A 19,957-nucleotide genomic window follows, 5' to 3' on the forward strand; every position below is an offset into this window, starting at 1 on the left:
GGGCGTTACGGCGCCCGGCGATCAAAAGCAGGCACCCATGTCTGATATTTCATACACGTCCTCCCGATCGCCCGACAGTGCACAGCGCGCGCCGAGCCGTCTCGGGGATGTCCTGTTCGGCGGCCTTGCGCGGCTCGCCGCGATCGTGACCCTGCTGTTGCTGGGCGGGATCATCGTTTCCCTGATCTTTGCGTCGATGCCGACCATCCAGAAGTTCGGCCTCGGCTTTCTGTGGCAATCCGAGTGGGATCCCAACTCGGACATCTACGGCGCACTCGTGCCGATCTACGGCACCATCGTGACGTCGATCATTGCGCTCGTCATTGCAGTGCCGGTCAGTTTCGGCATCGCGTTGTTCCTCACCGAGCTCGCACCCGTGTGGCTGCGCCGTCCGCTCGGCATCGCGATCGAGCTGCTCGCCGCGATTCCGTCGATCGTGTACGGCATGTGGGGGCTGCTCGTGTTCGCGCCGATCTTCGCCGAATACTTCCAGAAACCGATCGGCCGCCTGTTCAAGGACGTGTGGGTGCTCGGCCCGCTGACGTCCGGCGCGCCGATCGGCATCGGCATCCTCGCGGCCGGCGTGATCCTCGCGATCATGATCATCCCGTACATCGCATCGGTGATGCGCGACGTGTTCGAGGTCACGCCGGTGCTGCTGAAGGAATCGGCATACGGAATCGGTTGCACGACCTGGGAAGTGATGTGGAAGGTGGTGCTGCCCTATACGAAGACCGGTGTGATCGGCGGCGTGATGCTCGGCCTCGGCCGCGCACTCGGCGAAACGATGGCCGTGACCTTCGTGATCGGCAACACCAACCTGCTCGACAGCGTGTCGCTGTTCGCGCCGGGCAACAGCATCACGTCGGCGCTCGCGAACGAATTCGCGGAAGCGCAGCCGGGCCTGCATACGTCGGCGCTGATGGAACTGGGCCTGATCCTGTTCGTGATCACGTTCATCGTGCTGTCCATCTCCAAACTGCTGCTGCTTCGTCTCGAGAAGGGAGAGGGCAAGAAATGAGCGAGCCCATCATGAATTTCCCGGGGCCGGACGGCGCCGCGCTCGACGCGATGCGCAACCGCCTGCAGCGCAAGCGCAAGGCCGTCAACGCGATCGCGCTCGCCGCGTCGCTCGGCGCGATGGCCTTCGGCCTGGTGTGGCTCGTGTGGATTCTCTACACGACGGTGCACCTCGGCGTCGGCGGCCTGTCGCTGCAACTGTTCACCGAATCGACGCCGGCACCGAACACGGAAGGCGGCGGTCTCGCGAACGCGATCGTCGGCAGCCTGCTGCTCTGCGGCTTCGGCACGCTGGTCGGCACGCCGATCGGCATCCTCGCGGGCGTCTATCTCGCCGAATACGGCCAGAAGAACCTGCTGGCGAGCACGATCCGCTTCATCAACGACATCCTGCTCTCGGCGCCGTCGATCGTCATCGGCCTGTTCGTGTACGCGATCGTCGTCGCGAAGTCGGGGCGCTTCTCGGGCTGGGCCGGCGTGATCGCGCTCGCGCTGCTGCAGATCCCGATCGTGATCCGCACGACCGAGAACATGCTGAAGCTCGTGCCGAATGCGCTGCGCGAAGCGGCCGTCGCGCTCGGCACGCCGAAGTGGCGCATGGTGCTGAAGATCACGCTGCGCGCGTCGGTCGGCGGGATCGTGACGGGCGTACTGCTCGCGGTCGCGCGGATCGCCGGCGAAACGGCGCCGCTGCTGTTCACCGCACTGTCGAACCAGTTCTTCTCGTGGGACATGAGCCAGCCGATGGCGAACCTGCCGGTCACGATCTACAAGTTCGCGATGAGCCCGTTCGCGGAATGGCAGTCGCTCGCATGGGCGGGCGTGTTCCTGATTACGCTCGGGGTGCTCGGACTGAACGTCCTGGCGCGCTCGATCTTCTCGAAAAAGTAACGGCGGAGCAATCCGATGAATATGGCAGAAAGCCACCTGAATCCCGTCGAGCGCAACGCTGCGCCCACCGGCACGCAAGATGCGGCGAACGGCCGTCCGCTCGCGCCGCTGAACGCGAAGATCGAGGTCAACAACCTCAACTTCTTCTACAACAAGTTCCACGCGCTGAAGAACATCAACCTGCGCATTCCCGAAGGGAAGGTGACGGCGTTCATCGGCCCGTCGGGCTGCGGCAAGTCGACGCTCTTGCGCACGTTCAACAAGATGTTCGCGCTCTATCCGGAGCAGCGCGCCGAAGGCGAAATCCTGATGGACGGCGAGAACCTGCTGACGACGAAGCGCGACATCTCGCTGCTGCGCGCGCGGATCGGCATGGTGTTCCAGAAGCCGACCCCGTTCCCGATGTCAATCTACGACAACATCGCGTTCGGCGTGAAGATGTTCGAAAAGCTCACGCGTTCGGAAATGGACGACCGCGTCGAGTGGGCGCTCACGAAGGCCGCGCTGTGGAACGAAGTGAAGGACAAGCTGAGCCAGAGCGGCTACGGGCTGTCGGGCGGCCAGCAGCAGCGTCTGTGCATCGCGCGCGGCATTGCGATCCGTCCGGAAGTGTTGCTGCTCGACGAACCGTGCTCGGCGCTCGACCCGATCTCGACGGGCCGCATCGAAGAGCTGATCGCGGAGCTGAAGAGCGACTACACGGTCGTGATCGTCACGCACAACATGCAGCAGGCCGCACGCTGCTCGGATTACACGGCCTACATGTACCTGGGCGAGCTGATCGAGTTCGGCGAGACCGAAAAGATCTTCATCAAGCCGGTGCGCAAGGAAACGGAAGACTACATCACCGGCCGCTTCGGTTGATGACGGAGAACAACAGTCATGTCGGATAAACATCTGTCGAGCCAGTTCGATGCGGACCTGAATGCCGTGTCGTCGAAAGTGCTGGAAATGGGCGGCCTCGTGGAGTCGCAGATCGTCGGCGCGATGCACGCGCTGAACGAGTTCGACCGCAGTGCGGCCGAGAAGGTGATCGCGGCCGAGGAAACGCTGAACGCGATGGAAGTGGACATCGACCAGGAGTGCGGCAACATCATCGCGCGGAGGCAGCCCGCAGCGCGCGACCTGCGTCTTTTGATGTCGATTTCGAAAACGATTACGAACCTCGAACGCGCCGGCGACGAGGCCGAGAAGATCGCGAAGCGCGTGCGCCGCCTGGTCGACGAGCCGGCCGCGCGCGCGGTCAACATCGCCGAGATCAAGGTGTCGGGCGAGATGGCCGTGACGATCCTGCGCCGCGCGCTCGACGCGTTCGCGCGTCTCGATACGGTGGCCGCCGCGCAGATCGTCAAGGACGACAAGGAGATCGACATGGAGTTTCGCGCGTTCGTGCGCAAGCTCGTGTCGTACATGCAGGAAGATCCGCGCACGATCTCGGTCGGCCTCGATTACCTGTTCATCGCGAAAGCGATCGAACGGATCGGCGACCACGCGAAGAACATCGCCGAATTCATCATCTACATCGTGAAGGGCACCGACGTGCGGCACCAGCCGCGCGACACGCTCGATCGCGAAGCCAACAGTTAATCGACTCCGTATAGGAAGAACAGAGGTGCCGATGCCCAGCAACATTCTCGTCGTTGAAGATGAGCCCGCGATTTCCGAACTGATCTCGGTGAATCTCCAGCACGCCGGTCACTGCCCGATCCGTGCGTACAACGCCGAACAGGCGCAGAACCTGATCAGCGACGTGCTGCCCGATCTCGTGCTGCTCGACTGGATGCTGCCGGGCAAGTCCGGTATCGCGTTCGCGCGCGACCTGCGCAACAACGAACGGACCAAGCACATCCCGATCATCATGCTCACCGCCCGCGGCGACGAGCAGGACAAGGTGCTCGGCCTCGAGATCGGCGCGGACGACTACGTGACGAAGCCGTTCTCGCCGAAGGAACTGATGGCGCGCATCAAGGCCGTGCTGCGCCGCCGCGCGCCGCAGCTGACCGAGGACGTCGTGTCGATCAACGGGCTGCGCCTCGATCCGGCCACGCATCGCGTCGCCGCGCACGGCGACGGCAGCGAGATCAAGCTCGATCTCGGCCCGACCGAGTTCCGCCTGCTGCATTTCTTCATGACGCATCCGGAGCGCGTGCACAGCCGCACGCAACTGCTCGATCAGGTGTGGGGCGACCATGTGTTCGTCGAGGAGCGTACCGTCGACGTGCACATCAAACGATTGCGCGCGGCCTTGAAACCGGCCGGCTGCGATGCGATGATCGAAACCGTGCGCGGCAGCGGCTACCGCCTCGCCAAGCACGCGTAACGTATTCGGGCATGCCGTGTGCCGCGGCATGCCGTTCATTCTTTCGGACGCTGAATCATGAACATCATCTGGGCGCGCTTTCTGGTGTCGCTCGTGCTGCTCGTGCTGATCGGCGTATTGGTCGGCGTCTTCGCCGGCCCGACCGCGGGCCTTGCGTTCGTGGTCGTGATGCTGGTCGCGCAGGGCTTTTTCAGCACTTTCCATACGCAACGTTTGTGGCGCCTGCTCGATGCGCCGGTCTACGGCGAAGTGCCGAGCGCGCCGGGCATCTGGGGCGAAATCTATTATCGGCTGCACAAGCTCGCGAAGCAGTGGCATGCGCAGGTGCGACAGGTCGAACAGCAGCACTCGCGCTTCATCCAGGCGATCCAGGCATCGCCGAACGGCGTCGCGATGCTCGACGACCACGACCAGATCGAGTGGTGCAACGCGATCGCCGAAGTCCATTTCGGGCTCGATGCGAAGCGCGACCTGCGCCAGCACATCACGAACCTGGTGCGCCATCCCGATTTCGTCCGCTACCTGAATGCGCAGCATTACGACGAGACGCTCGTGATGCGCGGCATGGGCGACTCGCGGCAGAACGTGCTGGCCGTGCAGGTGTTTCCGTACGGCGAGAACCGCAAGCTGCTGCTCACGCAGGACATCACCGAGCTCGAGCGCACCGACGCGATGCGGCGCGACTTCGTCGCGAACGTGTCGCACGAATTGAAGACGCCGCTCACCGTGCTGTCGGGCTTTCTCGAGACGATGCGCGAGCTGCCGCTGAACGAGGAGGATCGCGCGCGCTATCTCGACATGATGGAGCAGCAGGCATCGCGGATGCGGCACATCGTAACCGACCTGCTGGTGCTCGCGAAGCTGGAAGGCGAGAGCAAGCCGCCGGTCGATCACGCGATCGACATGCGTGCGGTGTTCGATCATCTGAAGGAGGATGCGCACACGCTGTCGAACGGGCATCACGACATCGCGTTCTCGATCGACGAGACGCTCGGCGTCACGGGCGCGCAGACGGAACTGTTCAGCGCGTTCGCGAATCTCGTCACGAACGCGATCCGCTATACGCCGGACGGCGGCAAGATCGTCGTGTCGTGGCGGCGCGAAGGCGCGCAGGGCGTGTTTTCCGTCACGGACAGCGGCTTCGGGATTCCGGCCGCGGACCTGCCGCGGCTCACCGAGCGCTTCTACCGCGTCGATCGCAGCCGTTCGCGCGATACGGGCGGCACGGGCCTCGGGCTCGCGATCGTCAAGCACGTGCTGCAGCGGCACGACGCGCATCTGTACGTGCAGAGCGAGGAAGGGCGCGGCAGTACGTTCACCGCACGGTTCCCGGGCTCGCGCATCATCGCGATTCGACCGGCCGCTTACGAGGCATGATCGCGTAGCGGCCGGCGTAAAAAAAGCAGCCCGCGGGCTGCTTTTTTTTGGCGAAGCGGCGCTCGACCCGCATCGCGCCGAGGGCTCACGAGCAGAATTTCGCGAGTAACCCGAGCTGCGCGTTGCGGATCGTCTTGCCGGTGCGACGGCGGCGATAGTGGCCGTCGCTGTGCATCTGCCATGCCGACTGATTGTCGCCGAGGCACACCGACAGCCCTTCGGCGATCACGCGCCGCTTGAGCTTGCGCTCGCGGATCGGGAACGCGACTTCGACGCGGCGGAACAGGTTGCGGTCCATCCAGTCGGCACTCGACAGATAGACGTCCTCGGCGCCGCCCGCGTGGAAATAGTAGATGCGGTGGTGTTCGAGGAAGCGGCCGACGATCGAGCGCACCGTGATGTTTTCCGACAGCCCCGGCACGCCGGGCTTCAGCGCGCAGACGCCGCGCACGATCAGGTCGACCTTGACGCCGGCCTGCGACGCTTCGTACAGCGCGGCGATCACCGACGGCTCCAGCAGCGCGTTCATTTTCGCGACGATGCGCGCGCGCTTGCCGGCCTGCGCATTGACGATCTCCGCGCGGATCGAATCGATGATGCGCGGATGCAGCGTGAACGGCGACTGCCACAGCTCGTGCAGCGTCAGTTCGCCGCCGATCCCGGTCAGTTGCTGGAATACGTGATGAACGTCCTCGCAGATCTTCTGGTCGGCCGTCATCAACCCGAAGTCGGTGTAGAGGCGCGCGGTGCGAGGATGGTAGTTGCCGGTGCCGAGATGCACGTAGCGGCGCAGCGACGCCTTGCCGGCCTGCACCACGCGTCGCACGATCAGCATCATCTTCGCGTGGCACTTGTGGCCGACCACGCCGTACACGACATGCGCCCCGACGGCTTCGAGCTGCGACGCCCAGTTGATGTTGGTTTCCTCGTCGAAGCGCGCGAGCAGCTCGACGACGACGGTCACTTCCTTGCCGTTGCGCGCGGCTTCCATCAGCGCGTCCATCAGCGGCGAGTCGGTGCCGGTGCGGTAGATCGTCTGCTTGATCGCGACGACGCTCGGGTCTCTCGCGGCCTGCTGCAGCAGTTCGAGCACCGGCTGGAAACTCTCGTACGGGTGGTGCAGCAGGATATCGCCGGCGTCGATCGCGTCGAACATCGTCGGCGCGTTGGTGATGGCGGCAGGCGTCGATGCGGTAAACGGCGTGAACTTCAGGTCGGGGCGGTCGACGAGATCGGGAATCTGCATCAGGCGCACGAGGTTCACGGACCCGGCCACGCGATAGCAGTCCTTGTCGCCGAGTTCGCTTTCCTCGAGCAGGCGTCGCACGATGTGCAGCGGCGTGTCGGCCGACACTTCGAGGCGTACCGCGTTGCCGAGGTGGCGCGCGGGCAGTTCGCCCTGCAGCGCGACACGCAGGTTCGTGATTTCGTCTTCGTCGACGAACAGCTCGCTGTTGCGCGTGATGCGGAACTGGTTGCAGCTCTTCACGACGAGTTGCGGGAAGAGTTCGCCGACGAAGCGCTGCATGAACGAGCTCAACAGCACGAAGCCGTGCTCGAAACCCGACAGCGCATGGGGCATGCGCACCACGCGCGGCAGCGCGCGCGGCGCCTGCACGATGCCCATCACGGCCTGGCGACCGAACGCGTCGCGGCCTTCGAGCTCGACGACGAAGTTCAGGCTCTTGTTCAGCACGCGCGGGAACGGATGGGCGGGATCGAGGCCGATCGGCGTCAGCACGGGCAGCAGCTCGTCGAGGAAGTAGTGGCGCGCCCATTCGAGCTGCTCGTCGTTCCACGAGTCGCTCGCATGGAAGTAGATGCCTTCCTGTTCGAGCGCCGGCAGCACGGTTTCGTGCAGCATCGTGTACTGTCGATGAACGAGCCGCTGCGCGCGTTCGACGACGAGATCGTAAGCGTGCTGTAACGACATGCCGTCGGGCGTCAGCGCGCCGGGGTTGTCGCGGATTTGTTCCTGCAGGCCGGCCATCCGGACTTCGAAGAATTCGTCGAGGTTGCTGCTGGTGATGCAGATGAAGCGCAGGCGCTCGAGCAACGGCACTTGCGGATCGGCCGCCTGGGCCAGCACGCGCTCGTTGAAACCGAGGATGCCGAGTTCACGATTGAGAAGCGGGTAACGGACGGACATCGGCAGAGTAGGGGGGAATTCAGGCGATGAATCGAAAGGACGCTCGGAAACTCTCACGGTACGATGACGTGCTGATGACAACAATGGTTTTATATCGGGAAATTCTACGCCGTAACCGTTTCGTCGCATAAATGTTTCGGCTATATGGAATCGAGCCGTGTGCATGCCCGTGAAGCGTGGCAACGGCAAGCGTTCCACGCTTAAAATGTCGCCTTTGATTGATCGCCCGCGGTTGCCGGAACGGCTGCCGCGGAAGAACGCGCACGGAGCCCCCTTCTGATGGTTACAACTCCCCACTTGCTGGCTGCCGTGGATCTCGGCTCGAACAGCTTCCGGCTGATCGTCGGGCGCGTCGAGGAAACGCCGGCGGGCAGCCAGATCTATCCCGTCGACGCGCTGCGCGAGCCGGTCCGGCTGGCCGCCGGCCTGTCGAGCGACAAGATGCTCGATCGCGCGTCGCAGGAGCGTGGCTGGGAGGCGCTCAAGCGGTTCGGCGAGCGCCTGCGCGATTTCCATCCCGATCATGTGCGCGCGGTGGCGACCAACACGCTGCGCGTCGCGAAGAACGCCGCCGAATTCCTCGGCGAGGCCGAGGCGGCGCTCGGGTTCCCGATCGAAGTGATCGCGGGCCGCGAAGAGGCGCGCCTCATCTATGCGGGCGCCGCGCACTCGGTGCCGGCGAGCGCCGGCAAGCGGCTCGTCGTCGACATCGGCGGCGGCTCGACCGAATTCATCATCGGTTCGCACTACACGCCGATCGTGATGGAGAGCCTATATATCGGCTGCGTGAGCCATAGCCGCGCCTTCTTTCCGGCCGGCAACGTCGACGAATACACGATGCGGCAGGCCGAACTCGCGGCCAAGCGCGAGATCCAGATCATTTCGAGCGAATACAAGAAGGCCGGCTGGGACCAGGCGATCGGGTCGTCCGGCACCGCGCGCGCGCTCGCGGAACTCGTCGAGGCGAACGGCTTCAACGATCCGGGCATCACGCACGGCATTTCGCGAGGCGGCCTCGAGCGGCTCAAGCGTGCGCTGATCAAGGCGGAGAACGTCAACCGGCTGAAGCTGATCGCGCTGAAGCCCGACCGCGTGCCGGTGCTCGCGGGCGGTCTGGCGATCATGCTCGCGGTGTTCGAGGAGCTGGGCGTCGACTACGTCGATACGACCGACGGCGCGCTGCGCCTCGGCGTGCTGTACGACCTGCTCGGCCGGACGCAGCACGAGGACATGCGTGCGGTGACCGTCGAGGGTTTCATGCGCCGCTACGGCGTCGATCGTGCGCAGGCCGAGCGGATCGGCGCGCTCGCGGGGCGTTTCTACGACGAGCTCGAGGAAGACGACGAGGAAGCGCGCGAGGAAGGGCGGATGTTCCTCGGCTGGGCGGCCGCGTTGCACGAGATCGGTCTGTCGATCTCGCACAGCGCGTATCACAAGCATTCGGCCTATATCGCGAGCAACGCGGACATGCCGGGTTTTTCGCGCACCGACCAGGCGCGACTCGCCGCGCTCGTGCTCGGCCATGCAGGCAAGCTCGGGAAATTGTCGCAGGCGCGCGAGGTCGAGTGGCCGCTGCTGTTCTGCTTGCGGCTCGCGGCGCTGCTGTGCCGGCGCCGGACCGACGCGGGGCTGCCCGACATTTCCGTTTCGCAGATGAAGAAGGGCGGCTATGAGGTGCGTCTGCCGAACGCCTGGGTCGAGCAGAACCCGTTGACCGACTACAGCCTCAGCCAGGAGGCGGCGGAGTGGGAGAAGGTCGGTATCCCGTATCGCGTGGTGTATACCGGCGCGTGACGGGGCGATAGCGGGCCGGAAGGCGCGTGGGCTCCGGGTGGAGCGATGCCGGCGGCGCGCACCCGTCAGGCGCGGCCGCACCAGCGTGCGGGCGGTCCGCTCAGTCCGACGAGCAGACGATCGCGGTCAGGAACGGGAACGCCTGCTTGACGGTTGCGTCGCTGCCGGCCTTGCGCACGGCTTCCTCGACCGAGCTCTTGGTGCCGCGCACGACGACGCCGTAAGCCCAGTCGCCGATCGGCGTGCCGTCGCCAGGACGGAAGATCGGGTCATTCGCCTGGTAGCCGAGCACGACATAGACGCCGAAGCCGTAGGCCGTCAGCGGGCGGTTCGTGCGGAACGCATTGACCGAGTTGGATTCGACGTGCATCGGCTCCGACTGGATGTCGCCGGCGGCGAGCAGCGGCGCGACGAACTTGTGGCCGGTCGAATGGCAGTCGAGCGCGTCGTCGAGCGCTTTCGCCGACGCAGAGCCGGCGGTGGCGAGCACGAGCAGCGACGCGCAGAGGGCTGGCTTGAGAACGTTGTTTTTCATGCGCGGTTGCGGGTTGTTCATTCGTATTATCGCGTGTTCCAGCAAGTTTCGTGCGCGGGCTTGGCAGTGTATGCGCGGGTGCGTCGATGCGGTGGTTGATCCGTGCCCGGACCGCGCGCCGCGCGTGCCGAAAACGGGTGAGCATCCAAGATGCCGGCAAAAATCGCCCGTAAACGGAAAAAGGGATTACGGTGTTCAACCGTAATCCCTTGATTCCTTTGGTCGGAGCGAAAGGATTCGAACCTTCGACCCTCTGATCCCAAATCAGATGCGCTACCAGGCTGCGCTACGCTCCGACGAGCCAAAGATAATAACGTCGAATGACCGATTCGGTCAATCACGATATGCGGGTAAATGCCCCGACCGCGAACCGGCCGCGATTTGCGACAATTCTCGTGAGATCGGCCGCCCCGCGCGCCGAAGCAAGGAGAACATCATGATGAACCTGATCCTGTGGCGCCATGCCGAGGCCGAAGACTACGCGACGAGCGACCTCGCGCGCCAGCTGACCGTGCGCGGCCGCAAGGATGCGCAGGCAATGGCCAAATGGCTGCGCGGCCGTCTCGAGACGAATACCGTGATCCTCGCGAGCCCGGCGGCGCGCACCGTCCAGACCGTCGAGGCACTGACCGACCAGTACCGCACCGTCGACGCGCTTGCCCCAGGCGGCGGCGTCGACGACGTGCTGGCAGCGGCCGGCTGGCCGGAAGGCATCGCCCCGACGGTCGTGATCGTCGGCCATCAGCCGACGCTCGGCAGCGTCGCCGCGCAATTGATCGCCGGCGGCGACGACAGCTGGAGCATCAAGAAGGGCGGAATCGTGTGGCTGGCGAGCCGCACGCGCGACGGCAGCCGGCAGGCCGTGCTGCGGGCGGTCCTGACGCCCGAACTGGTGTAAGGCCCGTCTGAATTGGTTTGAAGGGATTGATCATACCGTTTCGCGAGCTTTCTGCTAAAGTCAAATCGGCGACACGTCATTGAAAGGACACGGTCGTGCCACATAACGGTCACGGCCGATTACTACATTGGCGGGCATGTCGTCCTATTCCTTACGACCAGGAAAGCCTAATGCGAGAACTGCCGACGCCTACGCTCCCTTTTGCCTCGCTGCCCCTCGACACGTCGCGGCGTCACCTGCCGCGCGCCAGTGAAACCGTCACATCGGAGTATCGCCTGCGCGCCGCATGGGCGCGTACGGAAGACGAATTGCGCGAAGCCCAGCGCCTGCGCTACAGCGTGTTCGCCGAAGAGATGGGCGCGCAGGTCAGCGGCCCTTCCGGGCTCGACGTCGATCCGTTCGACGCGTATTGCGACCACCTCCTGGTCCGCGATCTCGACACGTTGAAAGTCGTCGGCACGTACCGCGTGCTGCCGCCGCACCAGGCGGCGCGTGTCGGCCGCCTGTACGCCGAAGGCGAATTCGACCTGTCGCGGCTCACGCACCTGCGCGGCAAGATGGTCGAGGTCGGCCGCTCGTGCGTGCACAGCGACTATCGCAGCGGCGCCGTCATCATGGCGCTGTGGGGCGGCCTCGGCGCGTACATGATGCAGAACGGCTACGAAACGATGCTCGGCTGCGCGAGCGTGTCGATGGCCGATGGCGGTCACTATGCGGCGAACCTGTACCAGTCGCTGTCGGCAGGCTCGCTGACGGCGCCCGAGTATCGCGCGTTCCCGCACACGGCGCTGCCGGTCGACGAACTGCAGACGGGCACCGTGGTCGCGCCGCCGCCGCTGATCAAGGGTTACCTGCGTCTCGGTGCGAAGATTTGCGGCGCACCGGCCTGGGATCCCGACTTCAACTGCGCGGATTTCCTGACGCTGTTCCGCCTGTCGGACATCAACGCGCGCTACGCCCGCCACTTCCTGGGCTGAGCGGGTCGAATCGCGTCGCACCTTCCGAGGTGCGGCGCGCGCAAGCGAACGCCGTCGCGTGGCCTGTGCCGCGCGACGGCGTTCGTGTATGCGGTTAACGTGTGCGTACCTGGCCCCTGATAATTTCAGCGATACGCAGCGATCACCGTGCCGCGGGGCGGCACGTTCGCGGCGGCCCGGAGGAGGGCCGTACGGCAGCGGCGCGCGCTCAGTGCTTGCGCCGCCAGTCGAGCAGGTGGTGTTCCGCCATCCAGTGGTGGATCATCCCTTCGCCTTCGTGGCTGCGCTTGTATTCGCGCGACTCGAAGTACGACAGCGCGACCAGTACCATCACACCGATGAACAGACCGATCAGGCCCGCAATTTCCTCAGACGACATGGCAGCCTCCTTTCAACGGCACAGCGCCATGCGTACATAGTAGGACATGGACGGCGCAACCCCGAAACCGGATTTCCGCTAGACTCGGCGCGGTCCCGGCGTGCGATGGGCGCGCCGTTTTCTGGAGCCCTACCTGATGAGCCGTATCATGCTGGCCGTGCTGGTCGCATCCCTTCTTGCCGCCTGCAGCAGCGATCCCCGCCAGGCGCGCCGCGGTCACCCGCCCGAGGATCCGGCTGACTATCGCGGCGTGCCGACCGACATGACGCCGCCGTCGATGCTCGACGCGCCGTCGCCGAAACCCGTGCAGTAACGGTCGCTCGGCCCCGCTGTCACGCGCGGGCCGCGGATGCGGCTTGCGGGTCCGCGCCAATGCGCTGCAACAGCGCCGGCAGGTAGCGCGCGAGCGTCGCGCCGCGCGCCGCCATGAACAGCAGTAGCGCGAACCAGAGACCGTGATTGCCGAACGTGTCGACGGCGGCGAGCGTGGCCGCGATGAAGATCGACAACGACACGACCATCGCGCGCATCAGCGACTGCGTCTGCGTCGCGCCGATGAACACGCCGTCGAGAAGGAAGCCCCAGACCGACACGATCGGCGAGATCGCGGCCCACGGCAGGTAGCGCAGCGCGACGGCGCGGATCTCGGCCTGATCGGTCAGACGCGCGACGATCCAGCCGCCCGCGGCCCAGTAAACGAGCGCGAACAGCAGCGCACCGAGCGCCGACCAGAGCAGCGTGACGCGCACGGCTTGCCGGAATGCGTGGCGATCGCGCGCGCCGGCCGCCGCGCCGACGAGCGCCTCGGCCGCATGCGCGAAGCCGTCGAGGCCGTACGCCATGAAGGTCTGAAAATTCAGCAGCAGCGCATTCGCGGCGAGTGTCGCGTCGCCTTGTTTTGCGCCGAGATGCGCGAACCACCCGAATGCGCCGAGCAGGCACAGGGTGCGCAGGAAGATGTCGCGATTGAGCACGATCAGCCGCTTGAGCGCGACCCGATCGGCAAGCGCGCGTACCGCGAGCGGTGCAAGGCCGCGCGGCCGCAGCCGCCACAGCATCCACGCGCCGAGCGCGAAGCCGCACGCGTCCGCGGTGGCGGTCGCGGCGCCGATGCCGGCGATGCCCCAACCGAAACCGTACACGTAGAGCAGCACGGCGCCGATGTTCACCGCATTGATGAACACCTGTGCGACGAGTGCGAGCCGAACGCGCTGCACGCCGAGCAGGTAACCGAGCACCACGTAGTTCGCGAGCGCGAACGGCGCGCTCCAGATCCGTGCGTGGCTGTATGCGAGCGCCGTCGTGTGGACGGCGTCGCTGCCGCCGAGCGCGGACAGCGCGAACGACAGCAGCGGCGCCTGCAGCGCGAGCACCGCGGCGCCGAGCGCGAACGCGACGATCAGCGCGCGCAGCAGATTCAGGCGGATCCCGGCGGCGTTGCCGGCGCCATGCGCCTGCGCGACGAGGCCGGTGGTTCCCATCCGAAGGAAGCCGAAGCCCCAGAACACGAAATTGAAGAACAGCCCGCCGAGCGCGACGCCGCCGAGATATTGCGCCCCGTCGAGGTGGCCGGCGACGGCCGTGTCGACGGCGCCGAGGATCGGCTGGGTCAGGTTCGCGACGACGATCGGGAACGCGAGCGCGAGGACGCGCCGATCCGTGACGGCGGCCGCAGCGCCGCCGGCCCCGTGAGGTAAGGCGGATTCGGACATGGCGGACGCGTCAGGCGCGTTCCTGTACGCAGACCCACGGCGAGACGACGACCGCCCACAGTTCCGGATTGCGCGTCGCGTAGTCGGCTGCGGTCTCGGCCGGCATGCGCGCGACGAGGCCGGACGACAGCCAGCGCGTGACCTGTTCGGTATCGTCGCTGGCGACCGCTTCCGCGACGCTGACGAGATCGAGGTCGCGCGCAACCGACAGCAGCTTGCCCTGCGCGAAGAAGCGTTCGAGATCGCACCAGTCGATCTTGGCGGTCTCGCCGAGGAGTTTGGCGTAGAGCGGGCTGTGCGGCGCGCCCGTGGCGGAGTGTTGATCAGAGGACATCGGTTTCTTGGAAAAACTGCGTGGCGCCACTATAAACCATCCGGCCGAGCGGGCCGAGCGAGCGGGCCGCTCACGCGTCGCGCAGCGCGCGGCGCACGATTTTGCCGGTGGCGGTCATCGGCAGGCTGTCGACGAACGCGATCGCGCGCGGATACTCGTGCGCGGCGAGTCGCGTGCGCACGTGTTCCTGCAGCGCGCTCACGAGCGCAGCGTCGCCGGCGTGGCCGGGGTTCAGCACGACGAACGCCTTGACGATTTCGGTGCGCGTCGCGTCGGGCACGCCGACGACGGCCGCCATTCGCACCGCCGGATGCGTGAGCAGGCAATCCTCGATCGGGCCCGGGCCGATCCGGTAACCGGCGCTCGTGATTACGTCGTCGTCGCGGCCGACGAAGCGCACGAAACCGTCGGCATCGATCGTGCCCGTATCGCCGGTGAGCAGGTAGTCGCCCGCGAACTTGTCGCGCGTCGCGCCGGGGTTGCGCCAGTATTCGAGAAACATCACCGGATCGGGGCGGCGCACCGCGATGCGGCCTTCGACGCCGGGCGGCAGCGGCGCGCCCTCAGCGTCGACGATCGCGACCGCATGGCCGGGCACCGCCTTGCCGATCGCGCCGGGCTGCGCATCGAACAGCGCCGCGCACGACGACAGCACCATGTTGCACTCGGTCTGCCCGTAGAACTCGTTGATCGTCACGCCGAGCGCGTCGCGGCCCCACGCCGTCAATTCGGTGCCGAGCGATTCGCCGCCGCTTGCGACCGATTTCAGCGACAACGCGTAGCGTTCGCGCGGCGCCGCGACGGCGCGCATCAGCTTCAGCGCGGTGGGCGGCAGAAACGCGTGGGTGACGCCGTGCCGCGCCATCAGCGCGAACGCCGCGTCGCCGTCGAATTTCTCGAAGCGGCGCGCGAGTACCGGCACGCCGTGATGCCATGACGGCAGCAGCACGTCGAGCAGCCCGCCGATCCATGCCCAGTCGGCGGGCGTCCAGAACAGGCGTGCGTCGCGCGGGAAGCACTGCTGCGACATCTCGACGCCCGGCAGGTGGCCGAGCAGCACGCGATGCGCGTGTAGCGCGCCTTTCGGCTTGCCCGTCGTGCCGGACGTATAGATGATCACGGCCGGATCGTCGGCGGCCGTATCGGCCGGCACGAAGTCCGGCGATTCGGCGGCGAGCGCCGCGTCATAGCGAAGCACGCCCGGCGCATCGGGCGCATCGTCGCCGATGCAGTAGACGGTATGCAGTGCCGGCAGCCGTGCGCGCAGCGGCGCGATCTTCGCGTAGCCGGCCGCGTCGGTGACGAGCGTGGCGGCTTCGCTGTTCGCGAGCCGGTACTCGAGCGCATCGACGCCGAACAGCGTGAAGAGCGGCACGGCGATCGCGCCGAACTTGTACGCGGCGAGATGGGCGATCGCCGTTTCGGGGCCCTGCGCGAGAAAGATGCCGATCCGGTCGCCGCGCCGCAGGCCGGCGCGCGCAAAGCTGTTCGCGAGCCGGTTAGAAGCATTCTTCAGGTCGTCGAACGTGATGCGGGAGACGTCGCCTTGCGCCGTTTCGTGGATCAGCGCGAGGCGTCCGCTGCCGTCGGCCCATTTGTCGCACACGTCCACGCCGATGTTGTAATGCGTCGGAATGTCCCAGTGGAAGCGGGAGAGGAGGTGGTCGTAGCGGTCGGCGGCGGGCAGCATCGCATGGTCTCCCGGATGTCGGCGTGGCGTCGGGTGAACGGCTTACATCAGGATTTCACGCAGACGAATTCACAATGGTGTTCGCTGATAGGGAATGTTCTGACTCGTCCAACAGTTACGGCTCAGTGCACGATTCCACAATGACGCATAAGATCAAGACAAAACAGTGGTGTGACCATGGATTTGCTTCTGATAGCTGCGGGGTTCAGCCTGATCGGAATCGGTGTGCTGGTGGCGTTTGCTCGTCATGTCGATCCGTTGTCCGGCCGTTTCACCGGACGTCTGCGCAAGCGCTGACTCGATTTTTTCCGTTTTCGCCGTGACGGCACGCGATGCGCGCCGGCGTCGCGTGTCGTCCATCGCGCGCTCAGCGCGCCGGCAGGTAGCGTGACGGATCGATCGAGCGGCCGCCATAGCGCAGCTCGAAATGCAGCGCGACGCGATCGCTGTCGCTGTTGCCCATCTCGGCAATCGATTGCCCTTGCGTGACCGACTGGCCTTCCTTCACCAGCAACGCGCGGTTGTGCGCGTAGGCCGTCAGGTAATCGGCGTTGTGCTTCAGGATGATCAGGTTGCCGTAGCCGCGCAACCCGTTACCGGCATAGACCACGACACCCGGTGCGGCCGCGACCACGGGCGTGCCCGGCGAATTCGCGATATCGATGCCCTTCGATTTCGAACCGTCGAACGTGCGCACCACGTTGCCGGCCGCCGGCCAGATCAGCGCAATGCTCGTGGCCGGTTTCACGGCCGATTCGACCGGCGCGGAAGGGGCCGGCCGCGCGCGGCCCGCGCTGCCGGTGCCGGTGGTCGATGGCGTCGATGCGGTGGCCGTGCCGGGCGGCGGTGCGACGCGCAGCACCTGGCCGACTTCGATCGCATCGGGGTTCGTCATTTGGTTCCAGCGCACGATGCTCTGTACCGACGTGCGGTTTTCACGCGCGATCTTGTAGAGCGTGTCGCCACGCTCGACGCGATAGAACCCGGGGCCGACGGGCGCGGAGCCGCACGCGACGAGCAGGGCGGCGCAGGCGGCTGCGAAGAGTCGCTTCGTTGTTGTTCCGAACATTGAACCTCGCAAAACCCTGCCGCGCGTGACGCGGCAGGCAACACAAAACGTCCGATTTTAACGGGTTCGACCCGCGCACCGCAGTTTCGGTCGCAGGCGGGTCGCCGCGCCCCGGTTCGATGCGTGCCGAATCAGCCGGCGAGCGGGGCGACGCGGATCCGCAGCGTGGCCGTTTCGGTCGCGCCCGGTGCGAGCATGCGCAGCCCGAGGCCGTTGTGGATCGCATCGGGCAGGCCGAGCCACGGCTCGACGCAATAGAAGTCCGAATCCGGCTTTTCGGTCCACGTCGTGACCGCATACCACGGGATCGAGCCCGGCACGTCCAGCGCGATCTCGATCGTGCGACGGCGGCCCGGCATCACGATGCGCACCGGCGCGGACGGCTCGCCGTCGAGACAGTGGAAACGATCGAGGATGTCCGGATTGTCGAGGCGGTAACGGGCTTCGCCTGGTTCGAGCGGGCTGATCGAGCCGTCCGCGCGCTGTTGGCAACGGCGGGTCGGCGGCAGCTCGAGGAGGGTGTCGGCCCGCTCGTCGTGCGGCAGCGCGAAGTAGAAATGGTGGCCGGCGTAATAGGGTAGTGGCGTGTCGCCGCGATTGGCGGTCGTCAGCGCGACTTCCAGCGTATGCGCGTCGGCCAGCCGGTAGGTCGTTTCGAACCGGAAATCGAACGGGTAGCTCGCGTGCAGCGCGTCGTTTGCGTCGAGCGTCATCGTCAGCGCGGCGCCGTCGGCCGACGGGTGCGCGTCGAACGGCAGGTCGCGCGCAAAACCGTGCATCGGCAGATCGCGAACCACGCCGGCGGCGTCGCGCCAGCGACCGATTTCACCGTCGACGCGGTGGCGGCCGAGGAACGGAAACAGCAGCGGATTGCCGCCGCGCACGCGGGCGAGGTTGTTCCAATCGGCGGTTTCCGGCCAGAAGATCACCGGTTCGCCATCGACGTGCCAGGACAGCAGACGGCCGCCGAATTGCGGAGCGACCCGGGCGAGCGACGGGCCGGCGTGAAGTTCGTGAATGTCGTGTTGCTGGAAGGTGGGCATGGCGAATCGGGTTGGAAGTGACTGGAGCAACGTGCGTTCCATTATCGGGCCGCAGGCGGTCGGGGAAAACCCTTCTCGGGAAATTGCGAGTTTTTAACGCCGTCGACGGTCTGGATAATGCCTCTAAACCGGTGATGTTGCCGGGTCATGACACTTCGCGGAGGGGGCCATGGATCTGGCAATGGCAATGGGAATCGCACTGTTCGGCATGTTTACCGGCAGCACGGTATTATTTTTCTATCAGCTCGGCCGCTGACGGCAATTTCTGCCGAAGCCTACAAGCCCGCCATGCAAATGGCGGGCTTTTTGCTTTCTGAGCGCTTACAAATTGCAAGCGTTTGTGTGCATTGCCGCAATATCCTGCCAAATGCCTTGGCGCAGTAATCCTGCCTCGGCATAATCGGGGCGCGTTTTTCAGGACGCGCATCGCGTCGTCCGCCTTCCTTCCCGCTTAATCTTCACTAAAAGGACCGACGCGTGAGCCTCTGGTTTCTGGTATTCCTGAGCGTCCTGCAGGGCGTTACCGAACTCTTCCCCGTCAGCAGTCTTGGCCATACGCTGCTCGTGCCGGCGCTGTTCGGCATGCACATCGACAAGCACGCGCCGCAACTGCTGCCCTTTCTCGTCGCGCTCCACCTCGGCACCGCGCTGGCGCTGCTGTGGTACTTCCGCGCGCGCTGGATCGCGCTGATCGGCGGCTTCTTCGCGCAGCTCGGCGGCCGCAAGAACGACGACGGGCACCTGATGTGGGCGCTGATCATCGGCACGATTCCGACCGGCATCGTCGGGCTGCTGCTCGAGAAGCGCATCGAACGCGTGTTTCACGATCTGCGGATCGTCGCGATCGCGCTGATTGTCAATGGCGTGTTGCTGTGGCTCGGCGATCGTATTCAGCGCAGCCGCGCGCATCGGCCGCCCGAGAAGATGACGTTCAAGCAGGCGTTCTTCGTGGGCCTCGCGCAGATCGGCGCACTGATTCCGGGCTTCTCGCGCAGCGGGTTGACGATGATCGCCGGCAACGCGGCGGGGCTGACGGCGGAGAAGGCGGCGGAATTCTCGTTTCTGCTCGGCACGCCGATCATCTTCGCCGCGGGCGTGCTCGAATTGCCGAAGCTGTTCCATGCGCGCGATCAGCTCGCCGATGCGCTGCTCGGCGGCGTGCTGACGGCGATCGCCGCGTACCTGAGCGTGCGGTTTCTGATGCGCTATTTCGAAGGGCGCGGCCGGCTCGCGTCGTTCGGCGTGTATTGTGTGATCGCCGGTGTGTTCTGCCTCGGCTGGTTCATGCTGCATCCGCAGCCGGTTTGACGCCGCGGGCGCTGGTCTCGCGTGATCCGGCGCGATGATCGGGTATAATTTCGGGCTCGGCTTCGTGTCGGGCCCGTTTTGGTTTCGGGGGGTTGAGTGGTTGTGATTGCGGGCGGTGTTGCCGTTGCTCCTCGCTCAAAAGCCCGATGCTCCAATGCGGTCCGCGTCAGGCCATGTCTTTTCTCCCTCGACCGCCCTTAGCTCAGTTGGATAGAGCAACGGCCTTCTAAGCCGTAGGTCACACGTTCGAATCGTGTAGGGCGGGCCAGAATTCTTCGCTTATTCAAGTACTTACAATCTCGCCTTAACCGCTTGGTTGGGATCGGATACGGGTCTGCTGTACTCTCGTTGTGGCGAGAGTGTGGCGAATTCTACCTTCCTGTTCGCACACCGCTCAAACTGCCGGGCCGAAATTTGATGGATATCGTTGCTCGGGCCTAGCCGCAAACCGCCCGCGAGGT

The 19,957-nt window shown here is 65.5% G+C and carries 19 protein-coding genes and 2 tRNA genes; 12 read left to right on the plus strand and 9 right to left on the minus strand.

The genetic code is table 11. The features are described from left to right. Positions 1-37 precede the first annotated feature (37 nt). Genes pstC through phoR form a run of 6 tightly spaced genes read left to right on the plus strand, consistent with a single transcriptional unit; the run spans position 38 to position 5,608 of the window. Positions 38-1,021 carry a phosphate ABC transporter permease PstC gene (gene pstC / locus WS61_RS17890; protein ID WP_059501984.1) on the plus strand — a complete coding sequence of 328 codons (984 nt, stop codon included), beginning with the start codon at positions 38-40 and terminating at the stop codon, positions 1,019-1,021. After that, complete coding sequence (gene pstA, locus WS61_RS17895; RefSeq protein WP_059501986.1) at positions 1,018-1,911, plus strand: phosphate ABC transporter permease PstA; 894 nt, start codon at positions 1,018-1,020, stop codon at positions 1,909-1,911. Before pstC ends, pstA begins: the two co-directional genes overlap by 4 nt. A 15-nt stretch (positions 1,912-1,926) precedes the next feature. Beyond that, a complete protein-coding gene (pstB, locus tag WS61_RS17900) occupies positions 1,927-2,775 on the plus strand; it encodes a phosphate ABC transporter ATP-binding protein PstB (RefSeq protein ID WP_059501988.1) in 849 nt (282 codons plus the stop codon). 18 nt (positions 2,776-2,793) lie between these two features. Then, positions 2,794-3,498, plus strand: coding sequence for a phosphate signaling complex protein PhoU (gene phoU / locus WS61_RS17905; protein ID WP_059501990.1), 705 nt, complete (start codon positions 2,794-2,796; stop codon positions 3,496-3,498). A 31-nt stretch (positions 3,499-3,529) separates the two neighbouring features. After that, complete coding sequence (phoB, locus tag WS61_RS17910) at positions 3,530-4,231, plus strand: phosphate regulon transcriptional regulator PhoB (RefSeq protein ID WP_006750313.1); 702 nt, start codon at positions 3,530-3,532, stop codon at positions 4,229-4,231. 57 nt (positions 4,232-4,288) lie between these two features. Continuing rightward, positions 4,289-5,608 (plus strand): phosphate regulon sensor histidine kinase PhoR, encoded by a 1,320-nt coding sequence (gene phoR / locus WS61_RS17915; protein ID WP_059501992.1) that lies wholly within the window; start codon positions 4,289-4,291, stop codon positions 5,606-5,608. An 85-nt stretch (positions 5,609-5,693) separates the two neighbouring features. On the opposite strand, the gene ppk1 is transcribed toward phoR, so the two are convergent. Further along, complete coding sequence (ppk1, locus tag WS61_RS17920; RefSeq protein WP_059501994.1) at positions 5,694-7,757, minus strand: polyphosphate kinase 1; 2,064 nt, start codon at positions 7,755-7,757, stop codon at positions 5,694-5,696. A 279-nt stretch (positions 7,758-8,036) separates the two neighbouring features. Here ppk1 and ppx point away from each other — a divergent pair, with 279 nt between their 5' ends. After that, positions 8,037-9,551 carry an exopolyphosphatase gene (gene ppx / locus WS61_RS17925; protein ID WP_059501996.1) on the plus strand — a complete coding sequence of 505 codons (1,515 nt, stop codon included), beginning with the start codon at positions 8,037-8,039 and terminating at the stop codon, positions 9,549-9,551. Between the two features lie 100 nt (positions 9,552-9,651). On the opposite strand, the gene WS61_RS17930 is transcribed toward ppx, so the two are convergent. Further along, complete coding sequence (locus WS61_RS17930) at positions 9,652-10,086, minus strand: hypothetical protein (protein ID WP_059502123.1); 435 nt, start codon at positions 10,084-10,086, stop codon at positions 9,652-9,654. Positions 10,087-10,305: 219 nt separating this feature from the next. Continuing rightward, a tRNA-Pro gene (locus WS61_RS17935) sits at positions 10,306-10,382 on the minus strand. Positions 10,383-10,522: 140 nt separating this feature from the next. Here WS61_RS17935 and sixA point away from each other — a divergent pair. Further along, positions 10,523-10,984 (plus strand): phosphohistidine phosphatase SixA, encoded by a 462-nt coding sequence (gene sixA / locus WS61_RS17940; RefSeq protein ID WP_059501998.1) that lies wholly within the window; start codon positions 10,523-10,525, stop codon positions 10,982-10,984. Positions 10,985-11,154: 170 nt separating this feature from the next. Further along, positions 11,155-11,961, plus strand: coding sequence for a GNAT family N-acetyltransferase (locus WS61_RS17945; protein WP_034206968.1), 807 nt, complete (start codon positions 11,155-11,157; stop codon positions 11,959-11,961). A gap of 208 nt (positions 11,962-12,169) precedes the next feature. On the opposite strand, the gene WS61_RS35230 is transcribed toward WS61_RS17945, so the two are convergent. Next, a complete protein-coding gene (locus WS61_RS35230) occupies positions 12,170-12,340 on the minus strand; it encodes a hypothetical protein (protein WP_175888554.1) in 171 nt (56 codons plus the stop codon). 136 nt (positions 12,341-12,476) lie between these two features. Here WS61_RS35230 and WS61_RS35235 point away from each other — a divergent pair, with 136 nt between their 5' ends. Continuing rightward, positions 12,477-12,653: a hypothetical protein gene (locus WS61_RS35235; RefSeq protein ID WP_095211771.1), complete on the plus strand. Its 177-nt coding sequence runs from the start codon at positions 12,477-12,479 to the stop codon at positions 12,651-12,653. Positions 12,654-12,672: 19 nt separating this feature from the next. Here the strand turns inward: WS61_RS35235 and WS61_RS17950 are convergent, their stop codons facing one another. The 5 genes from WS61_RS17950 to WS61_RS17970 all read right to left on the minus strand — a co-directional run bounded on the left by WS61_RS17950 (position 12,673) and on the right by WS61_RS17970 (position 18,188). Next, positions 12,673-14,052: an MATE family efflux transporter gene (locus WS61_RS17950; protein ID WP_059501999.1), complete on the minus strand. Its 1,380-nt coding sequence runs from the start codon at positions 14,050-14,052 to the stop codon at positions 12,673-12,675. Positions 14,053-14,062: 10 nt separating this feature from the next. Then, the gene (locus WS61_RS17955) at positions 14,063-14,386 is read right to left on the minus strand and encodes a DUF2288 domain-containing protein (RefSeq protein ID WP_059502001.1); all 324 of its coding nucleotides are present in this window, start codon (positions 14,384-14,386) and stop codon (positions 14,063-14,065) included. Positions 14,387-14,456: 70 nt separating this feature from the next. Continuing rightward, the gene (locus tag WS61_RS17960; protein WP_059502003.1) at positions 14,457-16,076 is read right to left on the minus strand and encodes an acyl-CoA synthetase; all 1,620 of its coding nucleotides are present in this window, start codon (positions 16,074-16,076) and stop codon (positions 14,457-14,459) included. Positions 16,077-16,443: 367 nt separating this feature from the next. Next, positions 16,444-17,145 carry a peptidoglycan DD-metalloendopeptidase family protein gene (locus WS61_RS17965; RefSeq protein ID WP_059502006.1) on the minus strand — a complete coding sequence of 234 codons (702 nt, stop codon included), beginning with the start codon at positions 17,143-17,145 and terminating at the stop codon, positions 16,444-16,446. A gap of 131 nt (positions 17,146-17,276) precedes the next feature. Beyond that, positions 17,277-18,188 (minus strand): aldose epimerase, encoded by a 912-nt coding sequence (locus WS61_RS17970; RefSeq protein WP_059502007.1) that lies wholly within the window; start codon positions 18,186-18,188, stop codon positions 17,277-17,279. 477 nt (positions 18,189-18,665) lie between these two features. On the opposite strand from WS61_RS17970, the gene WS61_RS17975 reads away from it, so the two are divergent. Both WS61_RS17975 and WS61_RS17980 read left to right on the plus strand, forming a co-directional pair. Continuing rightward, entirely contained in the window at positions 18,666-19,496 is an 831-nt protein-coding gene (locus WS61_RS17975) for an undecaprenyl-diphosphate phosphatase (RefSeq protein ID WP_034206973.1), read from the plus strand. A 191-nt stretch (positions 19,497-19,687) separates the two neighbouring features. Continuing rightward, positions 19,688-19,764: transfer RNA gene (locus WS61_RS17980), tRNA-Arg, on the plus strand. Positions 19,765-19,957: the final 193 nt, after the last annotated feature.

The sequence above is a fragment of the Burkholderia sp. ABCPW 11 genome (assembly GCF_001523445.1).
GTDB lineage: Bacteria > Pseudomonadota > Gammaproteobacteria > Burkholderiales > Burkholderiaceae > Burkholderia.